We start from the raw sequence: 16,989 nt of genomic DNA on the forward strand, positions 1-16,989 counted from the left end.
TGCACGGTGGTCTCGGTGATGCCGTACATGTTCACGAGGCGCGGCACGCCGTCCGCGTGGCGCGCCCACCATCCCGCGAGCCGCCCCGGTTCGAGGGCCTCACCACCGAAGATCACGCAACGCAGCGCCAGTTCGTCGCCCAGCTCGGGGTGCTCGGCATCGGCCTGCGCGAGCTGATGGAACGCCGACGGGGTCTGGTTCAGGACGGTGACCCGTTCCTTCACCAGCAGCCGCAGGAAGTCGGCGGGAGAACGGCTGAGGCCGAAAGGCACCACCACGAGCCGTCCGCCGTGGAGCAACGGCCCCCACAGTTCCCACACCGAGAAGTCGAAGGCGTAAGAGTGGAACAGCGTCCACACGTCTTCGGGCCCGAACGCGAACCAGTGCGCGGTTCGGGTGAACAGCCGCACCACCTGGGCGTGCGAGACCACCACGCCCTTGGGCAGGCCGGTGGAGCCGGAGGTGTGGATCACGTACGCCGGGTGCGCGGCCCTGAGCGTCACCGGCCGTTCCGCTTCCCCGAGGGGTGTGCCGTCGTATGCGGCCAGGTCCGCCACCGTGGCGGGGTCGTCCAGCACGACGGCCCGCGCGGCGAGGGCACCGGGCACGGCGCCACGGGCGGTGACCAGCAGTGCCGCGTCGGCGTCCTGGAGCACGTAGGCGATGCGGTCGGCCGGGTAGGACGGATCCACCGGCACGTACGCCGCTCCGGACTTGACCACCGCGAGCAGCGCCACGACCAGGTCCGCGGAGCGGGGCAGCGCCACCGCCACGAACCGCTCCGGGCCTGCCCCTCGGGCGATCAGCAGGCGCGCCAGCCGGTTCGCCCGTGCGTCCAGCTCCCCGTAGGTCAGTGACACGCCCTCGCAGCTCACCGCGACCACGTCCGGCGTCCGCGCCGCCTGGTCCGCGAACAGACCGGCCAGCGTCGCTTCCGCACCGTCCGTGCCGGGCCCTGCCGAGGACCCGGTCCAGGTCTCGATCAGGGCGGCCCGCTCGGTGCCCGCCAGCACCTCCACCCGGCCGACGGGACGCGACGGATCGGTCGTCACCGCGTCCAGCACGCGCACGAAACGCTCGGCCAGCGCCACCGCCGACGCGTGGTCGAACAGCTCCGCGCTGTACTCCAGCTCACCGCCGGTCAGGCCGGCCATGTGGAACACGAGGTCGAACTTGGCCTCGCCGGTTCCGGCGTGTTCGAGGCCGAGGTCCAGTCCGGGGAGCTCGGTGGATTCGAGGAGCGTCTGCCGCTCGTCCTCGTCGCGCCAGTTCAGCACGGTCTGGAAGAGGGGGTGGCGGGCGGAGGAGCGTTCGGGGTTGAGCGCTTCCACCAGTCGTTCGAAGGGGATGTCCTGGTGGGCATAAGCGGCCAGGTCGGTTTCACGGACGCGGGCGAGGAGTTCGCCGAAGCTCGGGTTGCCGCTCAGGTCGGTGCGCAGGACCAGAGTGTTGACGAAGAAGCCGACGAGTTCCTCGGTGGCGCTGTCGGTGCGTCCGGCGATCGGGGCCCCGATGGGGATGTCGGTGCCGGCGCCCAGGCGGGAGAGCAATACGGACAGGGCCGCCTGGAGGACCATGAAGCCGGTGACCTGGTGCCCTCGGGCGAGGGTTTCGATCCGCTCGCGCAGGTCGGCCGGGATGTCGAAGGCGCAGGTGCCGCCGCGACGGGTGGGAACGGCGGGGCGGGGCCGGTCGGTGGGCAGTGCGAGCTCGGCGGGCAGCTCCGCCAGGGCCTGCTGCCAGTAGGCGAGTTGACCTGCGACGACGCTGTCGGGGTCGTCCTCGGTGCCGAGTGTGTCGTGCTGCCACAGGGTGTAGTCGGCGTACTGGACCGGCAGGGGGGACCGTGCCGGGGTGGTGTTCGCGTGGCGGGCGGCGTAGGCGTCGGCCAGGTCGAGGAGCAACGGTCCGAAGGAAGCCTCGTCGGCGGCTATGTGGTGGACCACGAGCAGCAGAACGTGATCGTCGTCGGCGAGGCGGAAGAGGGTGGCGCGCAACGGCAGATCGTGGGTCAGGTCGAAGGGGAGCGCCACGGCCGTGCGCAGGGCCTGCTCCAGCCCGTCCTCGGGGACCGTCTCTACGGGGAGGGCGGGGGTGACGGCTGTCCGGATGATCTGGTGGGCGCCCTCGTCGTCCTGTGCGAACACGGTCCGCAGGGATTCGTGCCGGGCGACGACATCGGCCAGGGCCGTCCGCAGGGCCGTCCGGTCGAGGGTGCCGGTCAGCCGTAGCGCGAGGGGGATGTGGTAGAGCGCGCTGTCCGGCTCGTACCGGTGCAGGAACCACAGGCGCCGTTGGGCGTGGGAGAGGGGGATGCGCCGGGGACGGGGCCGGGGGGCCAACGGGGTGCGGGCGGTGGCGGCACCGGTGAGACGCTGCGCGAGGGCGGCGACGGTGGGGTCTTCGAACAGGGCGCGTACGGGGAGTTCGGCGCCCAGGGTGGTGCGGATGCGGGCGATGAGCCGGCCCGCGAGCAGGGAGTGTCCGCCGAGCTCGAAGAAGGAGTCGTCGATGCCGGGGCGCCGGTCCAGGCCCAGGACGTCCGCGAACATGTGGCACAGGACGTCCTCCTGGCCGGTCCGGGGGGCGCGGCCGCCGGTGCCGAGGTCCTGGTGCGGGGTGGGAAGGGCATGCCGGTCGAGTTTCCCGTTGGCGGTCAGCGGGAGGGCGTCCAGGGCGACGAACGCCGTGGGGACCATGTAGGCGGGCAGCAGGGCCGCGAGATGGTCGCGCAGCTCCGCGGGACCGGGGCCGGTCGCGGGGGTGGTGTAGGCGATGAGGCGGTCGTCGCGGACGATGACGGCGGCCCGGCCTACGCCGGGGTGGGCCGTCAGGGCCGTTTCGATCTCGCCGGGTTCGATCCGGAATCCGCGGAGCTTGACCTGGTCGTCGGTACGGCGCAGGTATTCCAGAGTGCCGTCGTCGGTCCACCGCGCCAGGTCACCGGTGCGGTACATGCGGGTACCGGGCGCCCCGAAGGGGTCGGCGGTGAAGCGTTCGGCACTCAGGTCCGGGCGGTTGTGGTAGCCCCGGGCGACGCCCGCTCCGGCGATGTAGAGCTCGCCCGGTACGCCGGGAGGGGCCGGCTGCAGGGCGTCGTCGAGGACGTAGACACGGGTGTTGCGCAGCGGACGGCCTATGTGGACCGGTTCTCCGGGGCTGAGCCGCGCGGCGGTGGACCAGATGGTGGTCTCGGTGGGTCCGTAGACGTTGGTGACTTCGGCGGCCGCGCGGGTGAGCCGTCCGGCGAGATCGGCGGGCAGGGCTTCGCCGCCGACCAGGACGCGCAGGCCGGCCAGTGTGCGGAGGGCGTCGTCCGGGTGGGGCCTGTCGTCGGCGTTCCGCGGGTCGTCCTCCTCGACCACCGATCGCCACAGGCTCGGTGTGGCCTGCATGACGGTGACGCGTTCACGTGCGATCGCGGAGCGCAGCGCGTGCGGGTCGTGGACGAGACCGGCGGGGGCCAGGACGACGGTGGCGCCGGTGGTCAGCGGCGTGAACAGTTCCAGTCCGGCGATGTCGAAGCCGACGGTGGTCACGGCCAGCAGCCGGTCCTGGCCGGTCAACGGGATGCGTGTGCGCATGTCGGCCAGGAGGTTCGCCAGGGCGCCGCGCGAGATCACCACTCCCTTGGGGCGGCCGGTGGAGCCCGAGGTGTACAGCACGTACGCGGCCTGTGCGGCCTGTGGCTCCGGGGCCGGAGTCGCGGCGGCGGGCTGCCGGTGCGTGTCGGCCGGACCCAGTTCGGCCGGCCACTGCTCGTCCAGGACCAGCACCGGACCTGTCTGGTCGGTCATGTACGCGATGCGTTCGGCCGGGAAGTCCGCGTCCAGCGGCAGATACGCGCCACCGGCCTTGAGTACGGCCAGCAGGGCCACCACCAGCTCCGGTGAGCGGGGCAGCGCCACCGCCACGAACCGCTCCGGCCCGACCCCCTGCTCCGCCAGCAGCCCGGCCAGCCGGTCGCTGCGCGCGTCCAGCTCCGCGTACGTCAACGACACGTCACCGCACACCAGCGCCTGTGCCCGCGGGACCCGCGCCACCTGGTCGCGGAACAGCTCCACCACGTCCCCGGCGGGGGTGTCGGCGACCGTGGCGTTCCACTCCTCCAGCAGCTGTCGCCGCTCACCGTCGGTCAGCACACCCACCTGACCCACCGGCAGGCCCGGCGCCGCCACCATCGTCTCCACCAGCCGCACCAGACGGTCGGCGAGGTTCCGCGCGTACTCCCTGTCGACGAGGTCGGGGCGGAAGTCGAGGCGGAAGTCCATGCGGTCGCCGTTCGCGCCGGGGACGGCCGCGAGGCTGAGGGCGTAGTGCGTGCCGCCGCGGATGTCGGCGGCGTCGAGCGCCAGACCGGCGCGGGCGGCCCACGCGCCTACGGCGTCATGGTCCAGGGGGAAGTTCTCGAACACCATCAGGGTGTCGAAGAGTTCGCCGACACCGACGAGGCGCTGGAGTTCGGCGAGGTCGACGTGTTCGTGGCCGACCAGCTCGGCCTGCTCGTCCTGGAGGCGGCGGAGGAACTGGGACACGGTCTCCTGCGGCCGCATGGTCGCACGCAGCGGGAGTGTGTTGACGAAGAGGCCCACCATCTCGTCGGCGCCGGTGAGTTCGGCCGGACGGCCTGCCGCCGTGATGCCGAACACCACGTCGTCGCGACCGGTCATGCGGCCCAGCAGCATGGCCCAGGCGGCCTGCACCAGGGTGTTGGGGGTGACCCCGTGGGTGCGGGCGGTCCGGGTGAGAGCGCGTGCGGTGCGCTCGGGCAGGGCGAAGTCGATGCGCCGCTGGGCGGCGGGTTCCGCCTTCGGGCGGTCGGCGGCGAGCCTGGTCGGTTCGTCCACTCCGGCGAGCGCGGCGGCCCATGCCTCCAGCGCCGCGCCGCGGTCACGCCCGGCCAGCCAGCCGAGGTAGTCCCGGTAGGGGCGCGCAAGCTCCGGCTGCGGCACGGGCGCGTCACCGCCGGTCCGTTCGGCGTACCGGGCGAGCAGGTCGCGTACGAGCAGGGGCAGGGACCAGCCGTCCAGCACGATGTGATGGGTCGTCAGTGCGAGCCGCCACTGCCGCACACCGGTTCTGACCAGGGTGAACCTGATCAGCGGTGGCTCGGACAGGTCGAAGCGGGCCCACCGCTCCTCGTCGAGGAGCAGCTCCAGGGCCGTCGTGCGGTCCGCCCCGTCGAGTCGCGACAGGTCTCTCTCGCGCCACGGCACTGCGTCGGCGGTCGAGACGACGGCGAGCGTGCGGCCGCTGTCGACCTGCCGGAAGCAGCAGCGCAGGCTCTCGTGCCGGGTCAGGAGCTCATCGGCCGCGGCGTGCAGGGCGGCCGGGTCGACGGCGCCGTCGAAGGTGAGGACCAGTTGCAGGTTGTAGTGATCGACGGAGCCGGTGTCGAACTGGTTGTGGAAGAACAGCCCTTCCTGGAGCGGCGACAACGGCAGGACGTCCGTCGCGCCCGGTACCGCCGCGCGGGCCTGTGCCGCTTCGTCCGCGGGCAGCGCGAACTCCGTCACCGTCTCCTCGTGCCGCGTGTCGACGGCGCCGAGTGCCGCGAGCGCGGCCACGGTCCGGTGGCGGAAGACGTCCCGTGCGGTGATCGCCAGTCCGGCACGACGGGCCAGGGCGACGAGCCGTACGGCCATGATGCTGTCGCCGCCGCTTTCGAAGAACCCGTCGTCGATGCCGACCCCGGAGAGGCCGAGCACGTCGGCGAACAGCGCGCACAGGATCTCTTCGCGCGGGTCGCGGGGGGAGCGCCGTTCCGTGTCGCCGACGCCGTAGTCGGGCGCCGGCAGGGCCCTGCGGTCGAGCTTGCCGTTCGGGGTCAGCGGCAGCGAGGGCAGCGTGACGAACGCCGCGGGGACCATGTAGTCGGGCAGGTCGGCGGTGAGGTGCTCGCGTAGTGCGGCCGGGTCGGGCGCGGCGTCGGCGGCGCCCGGCACCACGTACGCCACCAGCCGCCGGTCGCCGGGCCGGTCCTCACGGACGACCACGGCGGCGCGGCCGACCGACGGGTGAGCGAGCAGCGCGGACTCGACCTCGCCGGGTTCGATGCGGAAACCGCGGAGCTTGACCTGTTCGTCGACACGCCGCTGGTATTCCAGGGTGCCGTCGGCCGTCCAGCGGACGACGTCGCCGGTTCGGTAGATCCGGGTGCCGGGCGGGCCGAGCGGGTCGGCGACGAAGCGCTCGGCGGTCAGTGCGGGGCGGCCGTGGTAGCCGCGCGCGAGTCCGGCGCCGGCGATGTACAGCTCGCCCGGGACGCCGGCCGGGACCGGGCGGAGCGCGGGGTCGAGGACGTAGACACGGGTGTTCAGGAGCGGGCGGCCGATGGAGACGCGGGCGTCGGCCGTGATGTCGCAGGCCGTGGACCAGATGGTCGTCTCGGTCGGTCCGTAGAGGTTGGTGACCGAGGCGGTGGTGGCGGTCAGGGTCCGGGCGAGCCCGGACGGCAGCGCCTCGCCGCCGACGAGGGCGCGCACGCCCTTCAGGGCCCCGTCGTCCTCGGCCGTCAGCGCGTGCCACAGGCTGGGGGTGGCCTGGAGGACGGTGACGTCCTCGCGGGCGATGAGGGCCCGCAGCGCGTCGGCGTCACGCACCTCGTCCCGGCCGGCCAGGACGACCGTGGCGCCGGACAGCAGCGGCAGGTACAGCTCCAGTCCGGCGATGTCGAAGCCGACCGTGGTCACGGCGAGCAGCCGGTCGTCCGCCGTGAGGTCCAGTCGGTGGTCCATGGCGGCGAGGAAGTTGTCGAGGGCCCCGCGGGGCACGACGACGCCCTTGGGGCGTCCGGTGGAGCCCGACGTGTAGATCACGTAGGCGGGGTGGTCCCGGTGGACCGCCGCCGTGCGTTCCCGGTGGTGGAGGTTGCCCGCGGGCAGGGCGCCGGGGTGCACCTCGTCGAGCGGGAGCAGGGGCACCCCGGTCCGCGGCAGGCTCCCGGCGAGGTCCCCGGTGGTCAGGACGAGGGCGCATCGCGCGTCGTCGAGTACGTACGCGACACGGTCGGCGGGATGCTCGGGGTCGACGGGCAGATAGGCCGCGCCGGTCTTGAGCACGGCGAGCAGGGCGACGACGAGTCCGGCGGAGCGCGGCAGGGCCACGGCGACGTTGCTCTCGGGGCCGACGCCGCGTTGCGCGAGGAGGCGCGCGAGCCGGTTGGCCCGGGCGTTCAGCTCGCCGTAGGTGGTGCGGGCATCGCCGTGGACGAGGGCGACGGCTTCGGGGGTGTCCTGGGCGCGGCTCTCGAAGAGCTCGGTCAGCGACGTGCCGCCGATGGGGTGCGCGGTGTCGTTCCAGTCGTTCAGGACCTGTGCGCGTTCGGCTTCCTGGAGCAGGTCGACGCTGTCGACGGGCCGCTGCGGGTCGGCGGTGAGCGCGGTCAGGAAAGCGACGAACCGGTCCTGATGGGCGGCGAGTTCGGCCTCGCTGTACAGCGCGGGGTTGGCGTCGAACTCGAGGAGCACGCCGTGCTCCGAGGCCGCCGGATCCCCGAAGGAGGCCACGGTCAGGTCCTTGACCGGGCCGGTCGACAGCGGGTGCATGACGGTGTCGTGACCGCCGAAGCGGATCCGCTGCCCGAAGGACATGGCGTTGACCGTGACCGAGTGCAGGCTGCCGGTCGCGCCGGAGAGGCTGAGGTGGTGGTGCAGGTCCTCGCCGCGGTAGCGCTGGTGCCTGAGCGCGCCGGCGACCTGGTCGGTGACCTGCCGCACGAGGTCGGCCAGGGTGGTGCTGCCGGTGACGGCCAGGCGCAGTGGCATCTCGTTGGCCAGCATCGCGGGCGTCGACAGCGCGAGCGACGTGGTACGGGCCGTCATGGGCAGGCCCACGACCACGTCGCCCGACGCGGTGAGGCGGTGGGTGTACGCGGCGACGGCGGCGAGCAGCACGGCCGGCCAGCGGCCCGCACCCGCCAGGTGCGGTGTGCGGTCGGCGGCCAGCCGCACGGTGCGGCGCAGGGGGGCCGGGGCGGGCTCGGCGGCGCGGCCGGTGAGGGGGGTGGGTTCCGGCCGCTCGGCGAAGGCCGCGTGCCAGTACGCGCGGTCCTCGTCGTGGCGCGGTGAGGTGCGGTAGTCCCGGTCCTGGTCGAGGAGTTCGGTCAGCGGGCGGAAGCGGGTGGCCAGGGGCTCCTGACCGGCGGCCAGGGCGCTGTAGACCTGGGCGAGACGGTTCAAGTACACCGCCTGTCCGTATCCGTCCAGGGCGATGTGATGGTGCCGGAAGTAGAGCAGAGACCGCTCGTCGCCGGTCCGGAAGAGGGCATGGGTGTACAGCGGTCCCGTACGCAGGTTCGCCGGGACGGCCAGGTCGGCGTCCATCCAGGCGCGGGCGGCCAGGTCGGGGTCGGGCTCGGCGGTGACGTCCAGGACGGGTACCCGGATGTCGTCACCGGCCGGTTCCGGGTCCACGAGCTGCCACAGTTCACCGCCGTCCTCGGTGAACCGCACGCGCAGGGCCTCGGTCTCCGCGACCGTGTGACGGACCGCCTCGGTCAGGAGCCCGGCGTCCACCCGTCCCGAGATCTCGAAGTAGGTCGCGCAGTTGTACAGCGGGCTGTCAGGGGCCAACTGCTGGGCCACCCAGACGCCCATCTGCGCGACTGAAACCGGCAAACGAACCGACCCATGCTCAGACACTGAACACCCCAAGTTCACTTCGGACGAGCTTCTCTGCTTGCTGTGGGCCGCGCGGACGCGTGCCGGTGGTGCGCCTACGGCGGAGCCGTACGGTCAGCGCCCGGAGCGCAGCTCCTCGGAGATGGCTCCGACGAGTCCGTCGAGCGTGGGGTTGTCCCACATGACGGTGGGTTCGAGGGCGATTCCGAGGCGGTCCTCGATCTCGGCGATGACGGCGAACGCGTAGACGGAGTCGAGGCCGTAGCTCGCGAACACCACGTCCGTCCGGATCTCGGAGGCCGGCAGATCCACGTGCTCGGCGATGCGTTCCTTCAGCCAGGCGGTCAGCTCCTCCTGGGAGAGGTCCTGTCCGGGGTTCTCGACGGCGGAGTTGGACATGCTCAGTTCTCCCTGCGGTTGTGGTCGGCGAGCCTTCGTCTCACCAGGCCGAGACTTGTTCCCGATGCGTGGCGCTCCGTCAGTTCGTCGAAGAGGAGCCGTTCCAGGTCGTCGGGAAGCCGGGCGGGGGGCCTGCCGGGAAGCAGGGGGATCCTGGCGAGGACGGCCGCCAGCCAGCCCGGATCCCGGAGGAAGGGGTCCTGGTGGTCCTGGTTTCCGCGCCACAGGCCGACGCAGGCGGCGGCCACCAGTACGTTCACGTAGCGGTGCGTGAGGTCGTACGTGGCGGAGCCCGCCGCCACCGTCAGTTCGGTGGGGGGCAGCTTCTCGCACACGTCGGCGAGCCTCCGCAGCTCCCCCGTGAGGTGGTCCCCGACCCGCCGGATCTCCGGGTGTGCGCGGCCGGGCCGGGGCTCCGCCGCCAGGCCTGCCGCCAGTGAGGAGCTGAGCCGCTCACGGCCCCCGGCGCTGACCGTCAGACGGTCGAAGGGGACGGGCGGCAGATCCGCGTCGAGCCGGAACAGCTCGTTCGGGAGTGCTTCCGTAGCGCCCCGCCAGGACCGTCGGGCCAGCAGGGGTAGTTGGGGCAGCAGCGACATCTGGCAGGCCGCGCGGGCGGCGTGGCCGAAGCCGGCCAGCTGGTTGTCCCGCAGCAGCTTCTGGAAGACGGCGTGGTCGCCCTCGCGGATGTAGAAGTGGGCGCCGAGGAGCGTCGAGAGCCGGTGCATGGCGTCCATCAGGACCTTGGAGACGAAGAACTTGACGGCCGACGAGTAGATCGCGGTCTCGGCCGGGACGAGGTGGATCGCGCGGGCCGCGACGGTGGAGAAGGCGTCACACAGCAGCAGGTCGGCGTGGGCCGCGGCGAGCACGGAGCGGACCTCGGGCAGTTCGACCGCCGGCCGCCCGTACAGCCGACGCGAGCTGAGATGGCTCAGGCACGTGCGCAGGGCGGTGTCGAGTATGCCGGTGAACATGGCCACCAGCGTGGTGCGCGTGACCTGGAAGGACTTCAGCGCCGTCTCCAGGCCGTGGCCCTGGCTGCCGACCATCGTGTCGGCGGGCAGCGGGCAGTCGTCGAACTCGATGCCGCCGAGCTGGACCCCGCGCATGCCGACGGTCGCGAACCGGGGCAGGTAGCGCATGCGGCCTGCCGGGATCCGGGCCTTGTCGACCAGTAGCTGGGAGTGGCTCCGGCTGCCCGGCCCGCGGTCCGTGCGCGTGAACATGACGACCGCGTCGGCGCGTTTGACGTTGGTGATCACCTCCTTGCGGCCGTTGAGCAGGAGGCGGCCGTCCGGCTGGGGCAGGGCCTCGAACTCGGTGCCGGCCATGTCGTTGCCGTGTGCCAGCTCGTGGTAGGCGACGGCGACCTTGCGGTCACGCAGCAGCAGACAGGCCACGTGACGGCGCTGTTCCTCGCTGCCCGCGGTCCAGATGTTGACCGCGGCGATGAAGGAGCTGACGCCGTAGCCGAGGCCCAGGCACGGGTCGCGGCGATAGACGGAACGCATGATCTCGATGAGCTCGTCGAGGCGGGTGAGGCGCCCGCCGTAGCTCGCCGGTACGAACTCGGCGCCGAGGCCGTACGCGTCCAGCGCACGCTCCCCGTCGGCGAACATCTCGGCCCGTTCGTCCGCGGCGAGGATCTGCCGGAAGCCCAGTGGGTTGGCGGGATCCCGCGGGTCGCCGAGGTGCTGCTCCAGGGCGTCGGCCCGGTGCGGGAACGGCCCGCGCGCGGATGCGGCCGTCGGGCTCGTCATGGTGTGCTCCTGGTCGTTTCGGCCTGGCGGGGCGTCAGGAGAGTCGGCACCCCGCCGTCCAGGGAATGCTCGGCGAGCCGGTCGTAGACCGCTTCATCCGCCTCACCTGCTTCATCCGCTTCACCTGCTTCACCCGCTTCGTCGAGCGGGATGCCGAGACCAGTGGCGATGGTGTGCAGGCATGCCTGCAGCCACAGCCCGTCGCGCCACACCGTCTGCGCTTCGCCGTGCGCCTGCCGGGCAGGCGCGTTGGCCAGCCACAGCTGGAGGCACGCGGCGGCGGCGTAGCACAGCTCGTAGCGCTCGGCCCGCGCGAAGGCGGCGGAGGGCACGGTCCGGGCGGAGCGCTGCCGGGTTTCGAGCTCCTTGTGCAGGGCGTCCGTCTCCTCCTTGATCCGCTCGGCCAGCGCGGCGGTTCGCGGAGACAGCAGTCCCTCGGCAGCCTGGGCGTGGACACGCGCGACGGCGCCGGGGAGGCTCTGGACCAGGCTGCAGCCGCCCGAGGACAGCAGGGCGAGCCGGTCGGGCGTGAACTCGGCCGGCCGCGCGTCGAGGTCGGTCGCGTGCCGTACGCCCGCTTCGTCCCACCGCACCCGTCGGTAGCCGACGGCCAGCAGGGGGAACTGGTCGATGAGAACGTTCCTGTTGACGGCCGTGTTGCCGTCGAAGATGGCCACGACCCGGTGGTCACGCTCCAGCTTGGCGAAGACGCCGTCGGCGAACTCGTGTTCCAGGAAGCCTCTGACACCGAGAAGCTCGGCGACCCGGTCGACGACGCCTTGCACCAGGTCCGGTACGAGGGCCTTGGCAACGGCGGAGGTCACGCTCATCTCGCCGGTCAGCGCGTGGACGCTGCGCACCGCCACGATGCCGGTCGCCTCCGCCACGAGCCGCGCGGCGCTGATCCGGCCCAGGATCCGGCGGATCCGCGGCAGCTCGATCAGCGTGCGGCCGTACAGGCGGCGGTCTCGCGCGTAGTCGACGGCGATCCTCAGGGCCGTGTCCGCGGCGCCCAGCGACAGTGCCACGCAGACGGTGCGGGTGAGCTGGAGTGCCTTGAGGACGATCTCGATCCCGTCGCCCACCTCGCCCACGAGCGCCGCGGCGGGGACCCGGGCGTCGTGGAAGGCGATACCGCTGATGTCGGCGCCACGGATGCCATGGGTGGGGACCTTGGGCAGGGTGCGCCACGAACCGTCCGTGAGGTGCTGCTTGTCGACCAGGAACAGGCTGAAGCCGCGCGGGCCGCCGTCCGGGGCCGTCCGGGCGAGTACACAGACGGCCCGGCCGCGGGTGGCGTTGTTGATCAGCCACTTCTCGCCGTTGAGGCGCCAGCTGCCGTGGTCAGGTGTGCCGTGGTCCGGCGCGGCATTGTCCGGCGCGGCATTGTCCGGTGTCGCCGTGAGCTCGCCCGCGAGCAGATCGCTGCCGTGCCCGCGCTCCGTGAGGCCCCAGGAGACGACAGCCCCGTCCGCGATCAGTTCACCCAGCCGCGCGGCCTGCTGCGGGCGCCCCGCCACCCATACCGACGCCGCGCCGAGGAACGTCTTGCCGTGTGCCACGGCGACGGTCAGATCTCGGCGGGCCACGGTGCGCAGCAATTGCATGAGTTCCGCGTAGTCCCCGAGAACGCCACCCGATCCCACGGGCACGTAGTGCGCGTTCAGCCCGAAGTCGTCCAGGACCGCACATGCCGCTGACGGAAACTCCTCCCGCCGGTCGAGCTCGGTCAGATACGCAGGCCGAAATGACGCGTGCTCGTTTCCTGGGGCCCCCAGCTCGGAGTCCAGAGCTTCGACAGCGGTCGCATGCACGTGACGGTCTCTTTCTGCCTTGCGGCTCTTCATCGAGAGGCCGGCAATGGGCACGGGCTATTCCCCGGGCACGACCCGGCAGAATTCCATCTGACCAGGGCACCGATCCGGACACAACCAGGTGTGTTCAACTGCGCCGCCGCAGCAGTTGAACAGCCGACACAACGTCCTGGGAGATCTTGACGGTACGCGAAACGTCATGCCACCGTGAAAACCGCCGAGAGAACCCTGCGAGGCATCGCATGCACAGTGAGCCGACCGAGCCACCACCGCATATCAACTTGACCGACCCGGAACTCTATTCACACGGTGACCCATTCGCACAATGGCGATGGCTCCGCGCCAACGAGCCGGTCCACTGGCATCCGCCGGCCGAACTGCCGGGTTTCTGGTCGCTGACCAGGTACGAGGACATACGTGCGGCGTACCGCGACGCAGAGACCTTCAGCTCGGCCCAGGGCATCCTGCTGCGGCCCGCCGACCACGGGGCCGACCCGGGAGGCGGGCGCACCCTCGCCCTCACCGACGCGCCCCGGCACCGACAGCTCCGGGGGCTGGTCGACGAATGGTTCACGGTCCGGTCGGTGCGCGCCCTCGAGGCGGAGATGAAGGCCATCGCCCAGCGGGTCGTCGACGAGGCCCTGGAGCGCGGGAGCTGCGACTTCGTCGCCGAGATCGCCGCCCGGGTCCCGCTGTACGTGATCTGCAAGATGATGGGTGTGCCGGAGTCCGACTGGCAGCACTTGTACCACCTGACCAGCCAGGCGTTCGCGGCCGGCGACCCGCTCACCCGCAGGTTCGCCCACCTGGACATCCTCGGGTACTTCGAGAAGCTTCAGGCCGAGAAGGCGGCGAACCCCGCCGACGACCTGGTGAGCGTGCTGGCTACGGCCACCATCCAGGGTGAACGCCTCAGCCCCGAGGACGTCATCCTCAACTGCGACAACCTGCTTGTCGGCGGGACCGAGAACACCCGCATAGCGGCATCCGGCGGCATGCTGACATTCCTCCGGCATCCCGAACAGTGGCGCATTCTTGCCGAAGAGCCGGACCTGCTGCCGTCCGCCGTCGAAGAGGTTCTCCGCTGGACGTCCACCGCGACGCATATCATGCGCACCGCGGTACGGCCGATCGAGATCCACGGGAAGAACATTGCGGCCGGCGACCGCGTCGTATTCTGGCTCCCGTCGGCCAATCGCGACGAAACGGTATTCGAGAATCCCGACCTCTTCGATGTGCGTCGACAGCCGAATCGGCATTTGGCACTGGGGTTCGGTGAGCATTTCTGCGTCGGCAGCATGCTCGCCCGAGTGGAACTCAGACTTCTCTACGGTGAACTGCTCAGTAAATCCGTCGACATCGAACTCGACGGCGAACCGAAACTGCTCGATTCCATAGTCGTCAACGGTCCGGAGCGTCTTCAGGTCCGGCTGACGCCGCGCGCCGCGTAGCCCGACGGGGAGCCAGCCAGATGCCTACACCAGCAGCGGTGATCGCCGGACTCGGTACCTGCCTGCCGACCGAGGAGTTCGACAACGCCTCTCTGGCGGCCCGGCTGGACACCAGTGCCGAGTGGATCCGTACCCGCACCGGGATCGGGGCACGACGCCGGGCGGCGCCCGACGTCTCCATGCGGGATCTTGCCTGCGAGGCCGGTGCCAACGCGCTGCGTTCGGCCGGACTGCGGGATGTCGGTGGTCTGATCCTCGCCACCACGACACCGGACCGCCCCTGCCCGGCCGCCGCCCCGGAGGTCGCCCAGCGCCTCGGGCTCGGTCCGGTTCCCGCGTTCGACCTGTCCGCCGTCTGCACGGGCTTCCTCTACGCCGTGACGACGGCCGCGAGCATGATCACGGCCGGAATCGTGGACAGCGTCCTGGTCGTGGCGGCCGAGACCTACACCCGCATCGTCGACCCGTCGGACCGCGGCACCGCCGTGATCTTCGGTGACGGCGCGGGCGCGGTGGTGCTGCGGCGCGGCTCGTCGCAGGAGCGGGGTGCGCTGCTCGCCTTCGACCTCGGCAGCGACGGGTCCGGCAAGGACCTGATCCACGTCCCGGGCCCGGGCGAGCAGAGCGACGGTCCGCGCTGGTTCTCCATGGCCGGCCGGAAGGTGTACCTGCGGGCGATCGAGCAGATGACGGCCTCGGCCCTGCGGGTGATGAAGGACTGCGCCTGGAGCCCGTCGGACGTGGACGCCCTCGTGCCGCACCAGGCGAACGCGCGCATCATCCGGGCCACGGCGGAGCGGCTCGGCGTGCCGCCGGAGCGAGCGGTGTGCGCGCTGGAACGTGTCGGCAACACGGCGGCCGCATCCATCCCGCTGGCGCTCGCCGAGGCGCTGCACACCCATCAGCTCCAGGAGGGTGCCCGGACCGTGCTGACCGCCTTCGGCGGCGGACTGACCTGGGCATCGGCCGCACTGACTTGGCCGCGGCTTTCCGCCGTGAGCTCAGAGATCTGAGTGAGAGGAAAACCCTGATGATCGCCGACTACCTCGCCACCATCCTCGGCACGGTCTACAAGGTCCCCGGAGTCATCGAGCCCACGATGTCGTTCCAGCAGCTGGAGCTCGATTCACTGTCCCTGGCGGAGCTGGGCGCCCAGTTGGAGGACGACCTCGGTGTCACCGTCGAGGAGGAGGACCTCGCCCCCACGACCACGGTGGCCGAACTGGCCGAGCTGCTGGAGGCCCAGGGAGCGGTCGTCCCGGCATGACCGCCTACGGATACCGGCGGCCGGACGTCGTCATCACCGGGATCGGCATGGTCACCCCGGCCGGGGCCGACACCACGACGGCGTGGAAGGCCACCTGCGCCGGGCTGCCCGCGGCCGCGGCCGATCCCCGGCTGGCGGGTCTGGCGGTCGACTTCAGCTGCCCCGTGACCGGGTTCGATCCGAACGCGGTGCTGGGTACCGAGGCCCGTCGTATGGACCCCTTCACGCAGTACGCCATCGCTGCGGCCCGCGAGGCGGTCGCCGACGCGGCTCCGGGCGACGACGGCTGGGACCCGGCGCGGGTCGGGGTGGCCCTGGGCACCGCGGTCGGCGGACAGCGGACCTGGGAGGAGCAGGGGCAGCGGCTGGGCGAGCGGGGCCAGCGTGCCGTCAACCCGCTGACCGTCCCCAAGGCCATCGGCAACATCGCCGCGGGCTCCGTCGCCATGGACCTCGGTCTGCACGGGCCCTCGCTCGCCCTCTCCACCGCCTGTGCGGCCGGTACGACCGCCCTGGGCCTCGCCCTGGACCTGCTGCGCGCGGGCCGCTGCGACGTGGTGCTGGCCGGCGGGACCGAAGCCGCGGTGACGCCCCTCGTGTCCACCGCCTTCGACCGGCTCAAGGCGCTGTCCCGGCGGGTCGAGGACCCCTCCGGCGCGTCCCGGCCGTTCGACGAGCACCGCGACGGCTTCGTCCTGGGCGAGGGCGCCGCCGTGCTCGTCCTGGAACGCGCGGACGACGCGCGGGCCCGCGGCCGGCGTCCCTACGCGCGGCTCCTGGGCCACGGCGCCTCGTCGGACGCCTACCATCTCACCTCGCCCGAACCCGAGGGGCGCGGTGCGCGGCTCGCCCTGCGGCTGGCGCTCGAAGACGCGCGAGTCGGCGCCGGCGACGTCGAACTCGTCAACGCCCACGCGACCAGCACGCCCCAGGGCGACGCGGTCGAAGCGGGTCTGATCGAGGACGTCTTCGGCCGGGGCACCGCGGTGACCTCGACCAAGGGAGTGACCGGGCACATGCTCGGTGCCGCGGGGGCCGTCGAGGCCGCGTTCACCGCCCTGTCGATCGAGCAGGGGGTGATCCCGCCCACCGCCAACTTCCGTGCGCCCGGCGGGGACATCGCCGGAATCGACATCGTCCACGGCGTGTCCCGGCACACCCCCGTGTCCCTCGCCGTCAGCAACTCCTTCGGCTTCGGCGGTCACAACGCGGTCGTGGTCCTCGGCAGCGTCTGAGGGGCGTCCGGCCGCGGCCTCAGTATCCGGCCGGACGCACCAGGCCCGTCTCGTACGCGTGGATCGCGGCCTGCGTCCGGTCGCGCAGGTTCAACTTGACCAGGATCCGGCTGACATGCGTCTTGACGGTCTGCTCCGCCAGCACCAGCCGCTCTGCTATCTCCCCGTTCGCCAGGCCCTGCGCGATCAGTGACAGGACCTCCGTCTCACGCTCGGTCAGATTGCCGTTGCGGCTCTTGAGCGGGGTGTGCGGAGAGTCGGTCACCCGAGAGAACTCGGCGATGAGGCGCTTGGTGATGTTCGGCGCGAGCAGGGCCTCACCCGCCCCCACCACCCGTACGGCGTGGGCGAGTTCCGTGGCGGACGCGTCCTTCAGCAGGAATCCGGACGCGCCGGCGCGCAGCGCCTCGTACACGTACTCGTCGAGGTCGAAGGTGGT

Annotated in this window: 9 protein-coding genes; 4 read left to right on the top strand and 5 right to left on the bottom strand. The window is 71.8% G+C overall.

All coding sequences use genetic code 11. From position 1 onward, the window contains the following. The 4 genes from GTY56_RS10900 to GTY56_RS10915 form a co-directional block, all read right to left on the bottom strand. Window positions 1–8,597 (bottom strand): non-ribosomal peptide synthetase (locus tag GTY56_RS10900; protein ID WP_161364862.1); only part of this gene is annotated, 8,597 nt, incomplete at its 3' end. 138 nt (window positions 8,598–8,735) lie between these two features. Continuing rightward, a complete protein-coding gene (locus GTY56_RS10905; protein ID WP_161364864.1) occupies window positions 8,736–9,020 on the bottom strand; it encodes an acyl carrier protein in 285 nt (94 codons plus the stop codon). Between the two features lie 2 nt (window positions 9,021–9,022). Continuing rightward, window positions 9,023–10,783, bottom strand: coding sequence for an acyl-CoA dehydrogenase family protein (locus tag GTY56_RS10910; RefSeq protein ID WP_161364866.1), 1,761 nt, complete (start codon window positions 10,781–10,783; stop codon window positions 9,023–9,025). Beyond that, on the bottom strand, window positions 10,780–12,597 hold the full coding sequence (locus tag GTY56_RS10915; protein WP_346345461.1) for an acyl-CoA dehydrogenase family protein: 1,818 nt from the start codon (window positions 12,595–12,597) through the stop codon (window positions 10,780–10,782). Before GTY56_RS10915 ends, GTY56_RS10910 begins: the two co-directional genes overlap by 4 nt. Before the next feature lie 281 nt (window positions 12,598–12,878). Between GTY56_RS10915 and GTY56_RS10920 the strand changes: the two genes are divergently transcribed. From GTY56_RS10920 to GTY56_RS10935, 4 genes are read left to right on the top strand one after another with little or no spacing between them, the layout of a single operon-like run. Beyond that, on the top strand, window positions 12,879–14,048 hold the full coding sequence (locus tag GTY56_RS10920; RefSeq protein ID WP_237524602.1) for a cytochrome P450: 1,170 nt from the start codon (window positions 12,879–12,881) through the stop codon (window positions 14,046–14,048). A 20-nt stretch (window positions 14,049–14,068) separates the two neighbouring features. Further along, complete coding sequence (locus GTY56_RS10925; RefSeq protein ID WP_161364871.1) at window positions 14,069–15,061, top strand: beta-ketoacyl-ACP synthase III; 993 nt, start codon at window positions 14,069–14,071, stop codon at window positions 15,059–15,061. Window positions 15,062–15,078: 17 nt separating this feature from the next. Next, complete coding sequence (locus GTY56_RS10930) at window positions 15,079–15,315, top strand: acyl carrier protein (protein WP_161364873.1); 237 nt, start codon at window positions 15,079–15,081, stop codon at window positions 15,313–15,315. After that, window positions 15,312–16,550 (top strand): beta-ketoacyl-[acyl-carrier-protein] synthase family protein, encoded by a 1,239-nt coding sequence (locus tag GTY56_RS10935; protein ID WP_202510020.1) that lies wholly within the window; start codon window positions 15,312–15,314, stop codon window positions 16,548–16,550. Before GTY56_RS10930 ends, GTY56_RS10935 begins: the two co-directional genes overlap by 4 nt. A 19-nt stretch (window positions 16,551–16,569) precedes the next feature. On the opposite strand, the gene GTY56_RS10940 is transcribed toward GTY56_RS10935, so the two are convergent. Then, window positions 16,570–16,989, bottom strand: a 420-nt coding sequence (locus GTY56_RS10940) for a LuxR C-terminal-related transcriptional regulator (RefSeq protein WP_161364874.1), incomplete at its 5' end; no start/stop codon positions are given.

Origin of the sequence: Streptomyces sp. SID5643 (assembly GCF_009872555.1) — a bacterium.
Lineage (GTDB): Bacteria > Actinomycetota > Actinomycetes > Streptomycetales > Streptomycetaceae > Streptomyces > Streptomyces iakyrus.